We start from the raw sequence: 14,164 nt of genomic DNA, 5'->3' as shown, positions 1-14,164 counted from the left end.
GCGAGCTTCAACTGAAAACTAAAAGATAGGTTTGCCTTTCGTGATAACTGCTTGCAGCCTAATTTTGGCGGATGTTGGGTACCTCCGGCAAGGCTCGATCGTCCAGACACAGGAAAAATCCGGTAAACAATTTCAGATTAAAACTGCTGAAGCCTAATGATCGCATTCTGCAGCATTGCATCACTGAACAACCCAACTTTGCGAGCTGCAGCCTGCTTTCCTGCAGGCCAATTAGCCAAGCCTTTTTTTATTCCGGCTACGTTCGGCTCACATCCTTCCCGCTCAACGAGCCAATCCACAGTAGACAAGAGCTCCATGCCCAGAGGTGACTGAAAACCATCAATAAGTTCAGAGACTTTATCCAGAGCTGGTGCGTAAGTCTCAGCTTCACCGGATTTGAGGTAAGCACTCACCGTGTCTTTCCGTGTTTGGTCAAACCAGATTATATCCTCCGGTTTGGCGTCGCCTAGGCGCTTGTCACACTGCAAGTAACTGCCGTCCAGTGAGTCCAGCAGGTGGCGCAGTCTGTCAGCATAGGGGCCGTATCGGAGTGCTTTAAATCGCAGGTCCATTGGCTCCGGCAGTCCGGATTTGGTGATTGCCCGCTCCATAAACCACGCTAGCTTCTGGATTTCGAGCATGGAGCATTCAATGCCCAACATCCAATACCGTCGAACCAGCTCGGCAATCAATGCTCTTGGGGGGGTAAGTTTTTCAACGCCGGCTCTGCGAGTCACATTCTGATACTGTGCGGTGGGCTCATAAATCACAATGCGCACATCAGGCAAGTCGCCCAAAGCGTCTTCAATCAACGGTTTAACGGTTGCCCATTCGAGGCCGCCGTTGCCGCTGCCAAGAGGGGGGATGGCAATCGACTTGATGTCGTTATCCAGAATAACCTGCCGAAGATCCTGAAGGCCTTCCACAATCCACTCAAGCTTCGACGGGGCGCGCCAATGTTGTTTGGTCGGAAAGTTGATGAGCCTCTTGGCCCCGACAAGATCTGACCGTTCGGTGACAAACATCTTGCCAGTCTGAACCCTGTTTTCCTTGCAGGCCTGCGCATACGCTTTATAGTTTTCCGGGAACGCATCCTTGAACATCAGGGCAATGCCTTTACCCATAACGCCCACGGTGTTGACGGTGTTCACCAAGGCATCCACGTCAGCTGCTAGCAAATTGCCTTTTGTGTATTCAATCATCAGAAAAACCAACTTGGTCTGCTGTATACGCCCAAATCAAGCTGTCGCTCATCGACCAGAGCCTGAATCTCGTCTATCACAGTATCATTGTAGGCTACTACGCCCAGGAGAGCATCTACCGGCAGATGCTTATGGATCAGCGCTTCCGCCTGATAGCGCTCGGATTTTCAGGGTCTTCAGCATCCCTTTTGAAATCCCGAGTTTGCAGCAAATCCCACCGAATCATGGTGGCGAGGTCATCTCTATTGCTGCTGAAATTGGCGTTTATCAGGTAGGCGTGTCGATCCGTAAACAAGTAAGGAATGGCAGCTTCTTCAACTTTCGCCAGAGAGCTGACGAGAATCACAATATCCGTTTTCTGCCGTTGCTGTACGTTTCTTCCGGTCACGATGTTAAGCAGCATGGGCGAATACGGCGTGAAGTAAAATGGAATATAGTCAGACAGCACGCCACCTGGTCCGGTTGCAATCTGACGGGTTGTTCGCCCCTCAATGAGATCCTGGTTGCCAATGGTTATGAACTTGCCATCTTTCGCATTGCTGGAAGGGCAGTGCAGACCATGGTCAAGCAGCCACGGTAAATTTCTCCGATGGGTTATGCGGAAAATCAGCGCCTTTTCAGGCCTCAGGTCTTTTTCAAGTCCCATCAGTTTCTCTGAAAGACATAATACTTCCGTGGGCACTATGTGTGACCGTTGAAATAGTGCACTCAAGTCTGCGGTTGTTCAACTGTGTATCTGTAACGCATCGAAGCGGTAGCCGTGCGAAGGAACTGATTGGTATCCTCGAAAGCGCCGCAAACTATAGCGGGTAACGCGGGTTTGGAGCGAACTTTTGTTTGTAAGTCTTTGGCAGACAGAAGGTAGTATGCGTTTGGAATAAGCAGGGCAGGGGCGGCCGGTACCCTCGGCAGGACTTGGTTTACTCTCCGGTCCTGCTTAACCTTCAGATATAAACGCGTTCACGGTGACTGTTTGATGTGAATGTATCACACTGTGTATGACAGTTTGTAACGCAAGTGAGCCCTTTCAGTCCTCAGGCCAAGATGGCAACAATCTCGTATTAGTGAATAATTCAGGAATCATTTTTGCCCCCCCCCTCCGGCCCCGATCTGAGTGGAGGACGTTGCGCTCATAACCCCCGTACCCCTCCATGAAGTACTGGGATAATCTTAAGCCCCGCTACGTTCTTCAAGGTCGCTGGGTGAAAAAGGTGAGATCTCTTTGAAAACCCCCGTCTTAGTCATTGATCGCGTAAGGATATGGCTTGTGACGACTTCTGTGGGGTCGATCTGCCGGAGCCTCGCGAAGTCTATAGAGGCCCATTGGTCCCGATGCATTATGGCGCTGATGATGTACTGGTCTTCTGAGTGACCATTCGATGAATTGATGACCTCTCGGTATCCCGAAATCAGCACATGCTCCACCGAGGGGAGGTGTGCGAAGATCTCTCCGGCGACTCTCATCATGATCGAGTGAATATAGTCCCGGTAGATTTGCTTCATTTTGGTTGCACTCACTTTCTTCGGGGTGAGCTTGTATTGGGTGGCCGGGACAGACCACTCTTTATCAGATATCTCGTCTTCATTAGGGAATTTGATGTCGAGAGCGAGGGTTGTGTTGTTATCGCCAATATCAAAATCAATGGCGGGCTCCGTGGGCCACTCTATACCTCCAAGATATGTGTCAAGCACGTGCTCCATGGCATCTATATCAGAGAGGACTAAGGTCTCTTCGAGAGTCTTGCGTTCTTGTTAACGTTTATCATGTGCAGCTTTGACACAGAGCCACTCATCGTGCACACCATCAAGCTTTCGGCGAAAAGGAGTGGAAATAAGCGCCCAGAGTTTGGCAAGCAGGCCGGGCGTTGGTCGGGTATCCGGAAAAGTGACGGGGTGTATTCGGGGTCTTTCGTGGGCTTCGGGATGTGATGATGGAAAGTGGTGATTGACCGGAGCATCTCATTGCGACGTTCACAGACCTCCTCCATGAACGCTCTGATTGCCCCGCCAGCCTGTCTTCTAACTGCTGAGGTCTCCCTGGTGCTGAGAGGCTCCCCGGAAGGGTGTAACAGGATCACTCGGCCATCATCATCAACGCTGATTTGTAAATTGCCATGTCCGCCTTGAGACCCTTTCATTTTAGTAGTGTTACTTTTCTGGCCCTTGTTCAGCTTCTCTCGGACGCTCAGTCCCGTGCCTGAGACACCCACGTTCCCATATACACCACGGCGACCCACGCTTACTGATGCACCTCTCGGCCCTGCAGAAAGACCGACCCCTCCTTTGCTGACGTTCAGGCGAATACCGAGGGCAGTTTTAATACGACGCTGAAATCAAAGCGCCATGAGTTACTCCTTGTTTTGATCTACGCCCTGTCGTGCTTGGAAAGCATCACTAAAAGCAGCAGCAAGTATCCCGGTCGGCATAGCCACAATACCGATACCTGAAATGGCTGTTAGGCTGGCAAAAAACTTACCGGCAGCAGTGATTGGTGTAACGTCTCCATACCCTACCGTTGTTAATGTGGCCACGCTCCACCATAGAGCCCTGGGGATGCTTCCAAAATCCTTCGGCTGCAGGTCAGCTTCGAACAGATAAAGAAAGGCGCTGGAGATTAGCAGCAAAATGAAGGCGATGGTTGCGCTCATGAGCAGTTCGAACTTGCGTCTGGCTGTAGCTGCCCAAAGCAAGTTCCAAGCCTGTGTGAAGCGTCCGAGTCGAGATACTCGAAGTATTCTGATAATGCGAGTCAGTCTGATATAGAAAGCCAAGGAGTTGGAGACAAACGGTGCGATGAACGATATTAATGCCAGTAAATCGAAAATGGCCCACCCGGATTTTATGTAGCGGAGCCGCCCGAACGCACCAGAGAATTTTGGGTTTTCCGGAGCGACGTAAACCCGGAGGCAATACTCAACGAAAAACAGTACGAAAAACAATTTCTCTGATAGAACGAAGAGTGCAGGGTAGGCGTCTCTGATCGGGCGTTCGGTCTCAATGACTGCGAGAAAGACTGACACAACGATGAGAATACATATTGCAAGGTTAAAGGGGGAGAGCCCTTTTTGGCCCCAAGCTGTTGCATCTACATACTTGTACAGACGCTTGCGCATGCTGTCTCCCGTGATCGGTACTGATTGGTTTTATTGGGAATCGTGACTCAAAGATTGGTCGTCATCTTCTGGAATAGAGTTCCTTTCCCGGTCTGTTTGGAGAAATAACTCCAGATTTTCATGGAGCTTTTTCATGGCATATTCCGAGTCCTGGAAGTAGTCCGTTGACCATAGACGAAGGATGCGCCAGCCCAAGTTCTCAAGAATTAACTGGCGAACACGATCGCGATCCCTGGCTGAAGGAGAGCTATGGTAAGTCGCACCGTCACATTCGATACCGGCAAGATATTCGCCCGGTTTATCGGGATGTACGATTCCAAGATCAACGCGGAACTTTGATACGCCGACCTGAGTCTGGACTTTCCAGCCTTTCTCACGGAGATTCATAGCAACAGCGTGTTCAAAATCGGAGTCAAACTGGTCAATCCCATAATTTGCGGTACTAAACTCGGCCAGAGCGATGGGGCCACGTTCCGCGAATTCCAGGTAGTTCTTGAGATGTTCAACCGCTGTTGCTTTGGTTCTGGAAAGATCCACCATTGATGAATCGAAACTTGAGAAAACCAGCACTTCGGTGGTAGCCCGAGTCACGGCGACGTTTAAGCGACGCTCACCACCTTGTTTATTCAGTGGCCCGAAGTTCATGCTCATGGTGCGCCCACCGGGCTCCGTTGGGCCATAAGTCAACGAAAGCACGATTATATCCCGCTCGTCTCCTTGCACGGACTCGAGATTCTTCACGAAAACGGGGTCAAATGTATCAGTCGCAGTAAAGAACGGCTCTAGGGCGGGGTTTTCCCGCCGAGCTTCGTCGAGAAAGTCCTCGACCATACGCTGCTGCTGGGAGTTAATCGTGACGATACCTAAGGATTTCGTTTGCTCCACACCGATGAGCATGCGCTCCAGTCGACGAACAACCTCTCCCACAACGGCCTGAGCCTCAATTGAGTTGGTTTGTCCGCGCCCCTTTGCATAGACCCCATTTACACGATGCAGGGTTACAGCGCTCTGTTTCGTTTCGGCCGAGGGGAAGGTGGTTAATTGATTCTCGTAGTAGTGAGAATTCGAGAACGCAATTAGCGTTTCATGGCGGCTGCGGTAGTGTCCGGTTAACCGAAGATGCGGCAAACGTGCCGCGAGTGCTTGGTCAAGGATGGATTCAAGATCGCCTTCATCGGAATCCTCTTCTTCCTTGCGCCCAAAGGTGTTGCTGGGCGGCATCTGTTTGGGATCTCCTACTATAATTACGTTCTTTCCACGGGCAATCGCGCCCACAGCGTCCCATGTCGTAATTTGAGATGCCTCGTCGAATACAACAAGATCAAACAGCGCAAAATCTGCAGGTAGGAATTGGGCCACCGACAGTGGTGACATCATAAAACAGGGCACAAGATCTGTGAGGCTGCTGCCCATTTCGTTGACCAGCGCCCTGACTGGCTTGTGTCGTGATTTTTTCGTTAGCTCCCGCGCCAAAACGCCGTACTCTGGTGGTGCGTTTGGTGCATTGCGATCCGGCACGCTCCCGGCTGTTTTTGCAAAGATATACTCAGCGGTTGTTTCAGATACGTCGGCATCCAACTCCCTGAATCGCTCGATCATCGACTCATGAGAGGCACCCGCAAACTGTACAAGGGCTGGACTCTGGTCAATTAGCTTGGGGGCTAACCAGACGCACAACGCCGTCATCGCATTATTTTCACAATCGTTCGGGGAGATTGCTCGACTCTCGAGCGCAGCCGACAGAGGCTCGAGTTCGTAGCGTGCAGCTGCCTTTTTCATTGCCAGCCACCGGCTCCACCGATTTAACCGCTGGCCTTGCTCTCCAATGGCTCTGAAATCGGCGGCAACCTTGGCCAGCTCACAAGCTATATCGACGGTGACACTGAGTTTTTCTGCTTTACCTATCAAGGATGCAAATGTCTGGTAGTCTTCATGCAAGCTATTTGCTGCACGGACGATCTGAGAGCCCTCGGATAGGAAGTCTCGCCCATCAACGAGCTGTTTTCGGAGTGCGATGACAGCACCGGCCGGATCTGAAAAAGCGCCAACAAATCTTTTTAATAGTGCGATTGTCCTTTCGCCCTTTTCGAGTGTCAGGGCGAGCTTATCCGCATCTGCATCCACTCCTGGCCAAGCCGGCGTGCCGTCGATATCTGACACGGCCGATTTCAATTTTTTGAGCGTTTCTCGTGCTTCAAGCCCGAGATCAAGGGCTGAAAGATCAATGATTTTGTCCAGTCCAACTTTTCTGATGGTTTTGCGCAGGCTATACCGTTTAAAGAAGCCGAATAGTCCAGTCGCTTCATTTCGTCGCGCAATCCATATCTCCCAATCAAGTTCCTCCAGCATTGTCCACTTGAGATTATGTCCGAAAGCAGCAATCTGCTCATGGAGCTGCCGATGCAATACAACACCTTCTGTCAGGGCCTTGACCCGGCTTGGGCCGCCACTCTGTAATGCGAAATCCACCTCTCCCGTCATAGCTAAATCACAAAGTGCTTTTAGGCTCGCTAACTGGGAAACCGTGCGAGCTGAAATGTGATCCACTTGCGAGCCTGTTGTCGAGAGCAATACCTCGGCACTCGAACGCGCCCGTTTGGCCGCGATTTCCAATCGGTTGGCGAGTGAAACGACATTTGTTTGCCACTGATTTGAGAATTCGATTTGAGTGACAGGAGCGAAGCTATTCGGATCGAGGCTTTCGATATCTTCAAAGGCAATACCAAGATCACGGGCGGCTTCTAAATACCCGTCGAGATCCGCGCGTGATTTGACGGGGGCTTGCGATAGATCCGAACTCCATGAGAGCCGTAGCGGGTGCTCATGTTGAAAGCGAACAACGCGCGCCATTGCGTCACGAGCAGAAATGCCAAGCGAGTGCTGACGGTGGAGCTCAGCGACATACTTGTTCAAACCCTCGCGAACATCCTCAAGCTTTTGCGCTTTACTTATCCAATCGGTCTGGGTTTCTGATTCACGATGAGACCAAGCAGCTCCCAGTTGGTCCAGAACGGATTTTTTATTGGCTTTATTGGAGTGTAACTCCAAGCAAAGGTGTGCCAACCCGACCTTTTCCATCCTGCGATAGACGACCTGTAACGCAGCCATCTTCTCAGCCACGAACAGCACCTTTCGTCCCAGCGCGAGGTTGTGACAAATGATATTAGCAATCGTCTCCGATTTGCCGGTTCCGGGTGGTCCTTCAAGCACAAAATCTTGCGGGTGGCTTGAAGCTTCTACAGCAACCATCTGAGATGAATCACAATTGAGTGGCGCGTAGAAAGATACCGGTTTTATCTTCTCATCAACCTGATCGCGCTCGATGAAATGAGTTTCTTGTTGATAAGCTGCAGAAGGGCGGTCAACCAAGTGTTCGACAAATGGGCTCTGCTTGAGAAGTTCAGTGCGATCTCTGAGATCCTTCCACATCAAGTACTTTGCAAATGAGAAGGAGCCAAGAACAATCTCCTCCACCACAATGAACCCAGGCTGCTCTTTAATGGCAGCGCGAACAATATTCCAAATGCCTGCAACATCCACTCCAGATTCATCTTCAGGAAGACCGTGGCGCAAAGAATCCAAATTGATATCGTAGTCTGTCTGTAGCATCTCGATGAGCGTAAGGTTGAAAATGGGCTCTTCACCCTGTAGCTGGCGCATCTTGACGGGGGCTTGGGCGCTGCGGCGTTCCAGTTTTACCGGCAGCAGGATCAATGGAGCGCGGTATGATTTATCGCTTTCGGGCATTTCTTTCCAGCGCAACATGCCCAGTGCGAGAAATAGGGTATTACTGCCACCTTCTTCAAGATCGTTCTTGGCTTTGCGCAATAACTCGACCAATTTGGTGTCTTTTCGCTTAGCTGTATCGTTAATAATTAGCTTTTTATTGTTGAGTTGCTGCAGCGCGAACTCGCGGTGTAAGTCGGCACCTGTGCTCAAACGGAACGCTTCTGTGCTTCGTTCATTGTTAACTAAAGGGGTCTCTTCCGCTGATACAAAGCTAAATACCTCATCGCCCGCCAACATATCTTCAAGAGTTGGTAGATTCGGGCAGAATAGCTTTAATGCAGAGCTTTTTATGTTTAGTAGAGGGTTCCTTTTCGTGAGGTCCAGCAGTTTTCGCTGCCACATATCCACGCGGGTATCTGGCGTATCCTCTATCAACCGCTCATCGCCTCGAACTGGCGGAAGTGGCGGTGGTGCATCTATCCCGAGCGCAAATGATGTCTTTCCGCCTTCGCTCAACGCAGTGCTATATGTTGATTTATCTTCAACTATTCCAAGCGGCTTCACACGCCTTGCCCGTGCTTGCTTAATATCGATCAGCATGACGAATTCGGATTCGCGATCTTCTTCGAGCAATGTCTTGGCACGTTCAATTGCCTGCTTGAAAGTGACCGGAGTGTCATTTGTAACGAGCGTGGTCTCAAACATCACGATATCAGCCGTATCCATGCGCTTACGCAAATCGATCGGGTCATCGTTCGTGAGAATAGGGAAGCATTCATCGATCAACCAAAAGCCAGCGAAAGCGTGAGTCTTGGTTAGTGCGATCACTGGATTCAGTCCCATATTTTCGAGGCAACTGGCAAAGAGCGCTGAGGTATCGAGACATGCGGCTGTTTTATGCTCAAGAATGTCGCTAGCAGAGCGGATACGTTGCCCAATCTTTGCCCATCCATTCGGCGGTGTAAGGTACATCAGTCGTTCATTGAAGAGAGTCGACCAAAGGGCTGAGCCGAACAGGAAGGGGCGCTCTCGCGTGTTAGACTGATACCCATCAATCGCGCTGTTTTGCTCTGCATTTCTTAAGCCTTGCGCAACACGACTGGTGATTGCCTCTACGGTATGCACGTTTGGTTGAACAAAGGCAGCAAGCAGCTCTGCCTGTCTGGACTCTCCACCCCAGTAGTCAGCAGGCAGAAAACTCACCTGATGATTTTCAAATAGCTCTTGGCTTTGCCCATTGTTATCTACATACGACACCGAAAATAGCAGCTGAACCAACACCTCTTCAGTTAATCCACTCAACTTTTCATAGTTGGGTTTCAGTGGTCGATCTTGCAGTCTGACGGACTGACCGGACTCAAGGCGATCTATTAACCATTCCTCAGTCTCAACGTATTGAGGGGTGCAGGATAGCCGGACGCGTATGTCCTTAACCTTTTTAGTGCTGGACCCCACAGCCTCAGGGTGTGTGATTAACACTCGTTTTAGCAGAGGGTATGCATTTTGTTGAGCCGCCAAAGAAAATGTTGGAGCTACATCGGCATCGATAGATAGAGTCACGCGCCCGATCCTTGGTTTAGACTGAGTTGAACCAGCATAATGCCATAAATTGCGCTACGGTTTGCAAAGCAGATTCTGTTGGAAGCCCCGTGATGCGCGCTGGTGCGGAATATTATGGATCGATAGAGATGCTCGACTTTTGTAACGCTTTTGAAAATAGGGGATTTTGATGGGGCTTAGATTGGTATTGAAAGCTAACTGGTACCCCCGGCAGGACTCGAACCTGCTACCTTCCCCTTAGGAGGGGGACGCTCTATCCAGATGAGCTACGGAGGCGCTTCTTTTAGAAGGTCGGTATGATAACGGCCTGAAGCTTATGGCTCAAGGTGTTGCCGTGTTTTCTGTTTGTTTGGGAGTGCCGTTTGTCTGAACTCTTTTCGTTAAGCGTCATAGTGCCTGTCTGGATGGAGTCAGCTAGCATTGTGGCAACGCTTGAAGCGCTGCAGCCGTTACGTGCTGCTGGCCATGAGCTTATCGTTGTGGATGCTGGCAGCACCGATGGCACGGCCAAACTGGCGCAGCCTCTTGCGGACCGGGTGGTTCAATCGGAGAAGGGTAGGGCCGTTCAAATGAATGCTGGCGCGTCTGTGGCTCGGCCACCAGCGCAAGGCAACCTGCTGCTGTTTTTACACGCGGATACCCGGCTTCCTTCGAGTGCATTGAGCGAGCTGGGTAAGTTTGTTCTCAGCGATAAAGCTTGGGGGCGTTTTGATGTGCGCCTGAGCGGCCGAGGTGCGCTGTTCCGCGTGATTGCCTGGTTTATGAATCAGCGTTCGCGATTAACGGGTATTTGCACGGGAGATCAAGCGCTGTTTGTACGCAGAGAAGTGTTTGAGGCTTTGGGTGGGTTTGAGCCTTTGCCTATTATGGAAGACATTGAATTTACTCGCAGGCTCGGGTTGATATCCCGCCCCTTTTGTATTCGAGAGTCGGTAACAACGGATAGCCGCCGTTGGGAGCAGGGCGGCGTTTGGCGCACCATCTTTTTAATGTGGCGTTTGCGCTGGCGCTATTGGCGCGGTGAATCGCCAGAAAATCTCGCCCAGGCTTATCGTTCGGATGTTCGCAATGGCAAAGATTAAATCCGCTAATGCAGTGGTGATGCAATTCGCTAAATGGCCGGAAGCTGGCCGGGTAAAAACCCGCCTTATCCCGGCGCTGGGTGTTTCGGGCGCTCTGAGTGCGCACGTGGCGCTCACGCTTGCAGTGCTGGAAAACTTGAGTGAGTCCGGATTTGCTGTGCAATTCTGGTGGGACAGGGAATTAGAGCCCGTTCCGGAAGCTGCACAAGAGGTTGTGCAGGCCATTGAACAGCGGGACGTAGAGCAGCGGATTCAGGAGGGTGTGAATCTGGGTGATCGCATGTTCAGTGCCCTTGCAGCTGGGTTGGAGTCACACCGTTTGGCACTGATTGTAGGCAGTGATTGCCCCTCCGTTGATCCGGGCTATGTTCGGCAGGCCGTGGTTTGTCTGGAAGAGTGTGATGTGGTGTTGGGCCCGTCAGACGACGGTGGTTATGTGCTCATCGGTGCTCGTCGGGTGATTCCGTACATGCTCGATGGTGTTGCATGGGGTACCGATAGCGCTCTGGAACAAACCTGCGAGCAAATCAAAAAAAGGGGGCTCAGCGTTGGTTTGCTGGAGCCCCGTTGGGATGTGGATGAGCCGCAGGATTGGGCTCGTTTTCAGCTTACCTTGCAGTAACGGGGGGCTGCTGGAGGATTAGGGCGCGAGCTTCATCAGCACTCAACCCATCGCCTCCGGTTACTACGCGCAGTGCTCTATCTCTGTTTAGTACCGCAGTTTTAAAGGTTGCTTTTAGTTCTTCAAGGCTGACGGCTTTGACGGCTTTTGCGAGTTGCTCGCGGGAATCAAAGTTATCAGAGTCACGGTCAATCTCGCGCCAGTAGCGCCCTGATATCTCGCCCAACTGGCGGTCTTGCTCCAGAATTTTGCTGATTACGGCCTGTTTTTCACGATTTAACCGCTTTTCGTCTAGGGTACTGAGGGTTTTATCGAAACCCTCTGAGAACTCGCGAACTGCTTGGTCAATATCGCTCTGGCTTGCGGTCGGTGATTGCACCACAAAGCCCAGTGCCGGAGTCTCCAGCATTTCAAACGGTGTGGCGTAAACAATGTAGCCAAGCTGGCGGGTGGTTCTGATTTCTTCGTAAAACGGGCTACTTATTATCTGGGCCAGTAGGCGGAAGCGGGCGCGTTCGTCAAAGCCGGTGTCTTTACCCTGGGTGTAAAGCGTGTAACCGGTATCCGGGTGCTCTACATCCAGAGATACCAGCGTCTCGTTGGCTGGTAGCCTCCGCATGCGGCTGCGTTCAACCTCTACAAGCTCGCTCTTACCCAATACGATTGCGTCAACTTGTTGGGCAAGGTTGAGGGCGTAGGCTTCTGTAATATTGCCGTGGGCCAACAGTACCGGGTCTACTTCTGAAAGCAGCGCATCCGCAAAAGACATAAGCTCTTCGAAGGTCACTTCTTTGGCTGCTTGAAGCTTTTCTTCGGTACTCCAGGTGTCTTCCAACAAGGCCGACTGAATGAATTCCGAGGTCTGAGCCACTGGGCGATCTTTTGCTTTGTTTTGCAGGCTGTCTATAAGATTCTGCCGAGCAATATCAAACCGCTGCTCGGTAACCTCCGGCGTTGCTACCTGCATAAGAATACGGTTCATCAGCGTGTGGAGTTTGTCGCTGTATCCGCCTACACGCACGGTGATGCCTCGCAGGTGTGGATAAATGCTGTAATCCAGCCCCGCAAGGCGGGCAGAATAAGCCCATGCATTCAGGTTGTTGTTGATGTTATCCACCAGTAACCGTGTGAGCACGTGGCTGTGGGCAGAAACCTGGACGGCTGGGGTACGCAAGCTGAAGAACACGTTGGCCTTGGGTGTATTGAAGCGGGTATCCCGGGCGAACCAAATCGCAATGCCGTCCTGGTTGCCCAAACGCTCGGGTTTGTTCATGGTTTTGCCTGAAACCATAGCAAGGTTTTCAGGCACAAACGGGTTGGGTAGTGGAAGCCGTAACGCTTCACTCAATGCGCTGGGTGCATTGTTTTGGAGTAGCTCGGCGTTCAAGGGTTCAAGTTGCCACGGTGTTTCATACCATTGCGTATATTCTGGGTTTGTCAGTTCAGGCTGCGGCGCCAGCAAGTAGGCCATTAGATTATCCGGCGTTAACCGGGAAAGAATGGCCTTGTACTGTTCTGGCGCATAGCGCTCCATCACCCAAGGCGCGCTGAGAATGTCGTCAACGGGATAATCCTGAAGCTGGCTGGATAGCCGCATGGCCTCGTGCATGGGCTCACTTTGTTCACGAAAGCGAAAGTCAATTTGCGCCAACTGCTGCATTTCCTTAAAGCGCTGTTGGCTGATGCCCTGTTCACGGATAATGTCGATGTATTGGAACACCAAAGGCAGAATCTCCTCATGCCTGTCGAGGCCCTCTGGGGTGAGCGCAATGCTGATGTCCAATGTGGCGTTTTCACCGGTATCCATTCCAAGGCCTGCAGAGAGGCTGTCAGCCAAACCGTTTCTTTTGAGCACATCGAATAGGCTTCCCGGCCCTTCATGACCAAGCAGGTTGGCTAGGTAGCTTGCAGGTTTCGTGCGGTAGTTTTCCTTCTGGGATGGTATGGGAAACGACAGCGACAAACTGCGAACATCTTTGATGGCTTCAGTCGTTACCTTTGCGGGCAGTTTATGGTCTTCAAGTAGGCTCGCGCTGTGAACCCGGGGTTTGAGGTTGCGGTTCTCTATGGCCTCAAAGCGCGCGCGCACCATTGATTCAAGTGTGTTCAGCGGTTGGGGCCCATAAACGGCTAGTGTCATCAGGTTGGCGGAATAATGGCTTTTCCAGAACTCGATCAGGTCGGGCCGAAGTGGGTTTGCTTCGGTATTTTCCAGTGTCGTGAGGTTGCCTACAGCAAACTGGTGAAACGCATGTTCAGGGTTGCTGGTGGCTTTCTTGACTGAATAAAAACGACGGCCATCCTCTTTTTGTTTCGCACTGAACTCTGAATGAACAGCATTACGTTCCCGGTCTACCAGTTCGGCGGTAAACAGTGGTGCGGCAAACTGCTGGGCAAAGCGGTCCAGCGCTGCTTCGAGATAGTTAGCCTGAATATCAAAAAAGTAGTTAGTGTTTCGAAACGCTGTGAAGGCGTTGTGGCTGCCGCCGTGGCTTTTGATGAACTGTTGGTACTCGCCGGGCTCAGGATACTTTTCAGTGCCCAAAAACAGCATGTGTTCCAGAAAGTGCGAGATGCCTTCCCGCTCTTTCGGGTCATCACCACTGCCAACGGCCACATTCATGGAAGCCGCAGCTTTGTCTGCGCTTTCATCCGATACCAGAATAGCGCGCAAGCCATTATTCAGTTCTATAAACCTGTATTCGTTGTTGTCGTTCGGGCTCTTATCTGGAGTCTGTGCCGCCATGGAAAAAGTGCTGGCGAGGAACAATACCAGTAGCGCGAACGCTTTTGTGGCTAGCAACTGTGTAACAAGGTTCTTGGGCGAACTTATAGACATAAGGCCTCTTGTATCCG

Annotated in this window: 8 protein-coding genes, 1 tRNA gene and 1 pseudogene; 2 read left to right on the top strand and 8 right to left on the bottom strand. The window is 51.3% G+C overall.

What is annotated here, in order from left to right; translation table 11 throughout:
- Nucleotides 1-137: 137 nt before the first annotated feature.
- The 7 genes and pseudogenes from FE845_RS13595 to FE845_RS13560 form a co-directional block, all read right to left on the bottom strand.
- The gene (locus FE845_RS13595) at nucleotides 138-1,202 is read right to left on the bottom strand and encodes a macro domain-containing protein (protein ID WP_200365553.1); all 1,065 of its coding nucleotides are present in this window, start codon (nucleotides 1,200-1,202) and stop codon (nucleotides 138-140) included.
- Nucleotides 1,202-1,848 (bottom strand): annotated as a pseudogene (locus FE845_RS13585) (DUF4433 domain-containing protein). Before FE845_RS13585 ends, FE845_RS13595 begins: the two are co-directional and overlap by 1 nt.
- A 524-nt stretch (nucleotides 1,849-2,372) precedes the next feature.
- Nucleotides 2,373-2,894, bottom strand: coding sequence for a hypothetical protein (locus FE845_RS13580; protein ID WP_200365549.1), 522 nt, complete (start codon nucleotides 2,892-2,894; stop codon nucleotides 2,373-2,375).
- Between the two features lie 29 nt (nucleotides 2,895-2,923).
- On the bottom strand, nucleotides 2,924-3,523 hold the full coding sequence (locus tag FE845_RS19015; RefSeq protein ID WP_200365905.1) for a DUF4236 domain-containing protein: 600 nt from the start codon (nucleotides 3,521-3,523) through the stop codon (nucleotides 2,924-2,926).
- 27 nt (nucleotides 3,524-3,550) lie between these two features.
- The gene (locus tag FE845_RS13570; protein ID WP_200365547.1) at nucleotides 3,551-4,315 is read right to left on the bottom strand and encodes an ion transporter; all 765 of its coding nucleotides are present in this window, start codon (nucleotides 4,313-4,315) and stop codon (nucleotides 3,551-3,553) included.
- Between the two features lie 30 nt (nucleotides 4,316-4,345).
- The gene (locus FE845_RS13565) at nucleotides 4,346-9,604 is read right to left on the bottom strand and encodes a DUF4011 domain-containing protein (protein WP_200365545.1); all 5,259 of its coding nucleotides are present in this window, start codon (nucleotides 9,602-9,604) and stop codon (nucleotides 4,346-4,348) included.
- A 199-nt stretch (nucleotides 9,605-9,803) separates the two neighbouring features.
- Nucleotides 9,804-9,880 (bottom strand) — tRNA-Arg (locus FE845_RS13560).
- Nucleotides 9,881-9,966: 86 nt separating this feature from the next.
- On the opposite strand from FE845_RS13560, the gene FE845_RS13555 reads away from it, so the two are divergent.
- A complete protein-coding gene (locus FE845_RS13555; RefSeq protein ID WP_200365543.1) occupies nucleotides 9,967-10,686 on the top strand; it encodes a TIGR04283 family arsenosugar biosynthesis glycosyltransferase in 720 nt (239 codons plus the stop codon).
- Complete coding sequence (locus FE845_RS13550; protein WP_200365540.1) at nucleotides 10,673-11,308, top strand: TIGR04282 family arsenosugar biosynthesis glycosyltransferase; 636 nt, start codon at nucleotides 10,673-10,675, stop codon at nucleotides 11,306-11,308. The genes FE845_RS13555 and FE845_RS13550 overlap by 14 nt, the downstream gene beginning before the upstream one ends.
- On the opposite strand, the gene FE845_RS13545 is transcribed toward FE845_RS13550, so the two are convergent.
- The gene (locus FE845_RS13545; protein WP_200365538.1) at nucleotides 11,295-14,147 is read right to left on the bottom strand and encodes an insulinase family protein; all 2,853 of its coding nucleotides are present in this window, start codon (nucleotides 14,145-14,147) and stop codon (nucleotides 11,295-11,297) included. The two genes, FE845_RS13550 and FE845_RS13545, sit on opposite strands and share 14 nt — an antisense overlap.
- Nucleotides 14,148-14,164 lie beyond the last annotated feature (17 nt).

The sequence above is a fragment of the Marinobacter sp. 1-4A genome, assembly GCF_016597725.1.
Lineage (GTDB): Bacteria > Pseudomonadota > Gammaproteobacteria > Pseudomonadales > Oleiphilaceae > Marinobacter.
Note: the sequence above shows the minus strand (reverse complement) of the source record. Positions and strands in the feature narration are given on the sequence as shown.

Excerpts from the sequence above, each read along its gene's own strand:
- FE845_RS13595 (WP_200365553.1), bottom strand. The coding sequence starts at position 1,202 with ATGATTGAATACACAAAAGGCAATTTGCTAGCAGCTGACGTGGATGCC.
- FE845_RS13570 (WP_200365547.1), bottom strand. The coding sequence starts at position 4,315 with ATGCGCAAGCGTCTGTACAAGTATGTAGATGCAACAGCTTGGGGCCAA.
- FE845_RS13550 (WP_200365540.1), top strand. The coding sequence starts at position 10,673 with ATGGCAAAGATTAAATCCGCTAATGCAGTGGTGATGCAATTCGCTAAA.
- FE845_RS13545 (WP_200365538.1), bottom strand. The coding sequence starts at position 14,147 with ATGTCTATAAGTTCGCCCAAGAACCTTGTTACACAGTTGCTAGCCACA.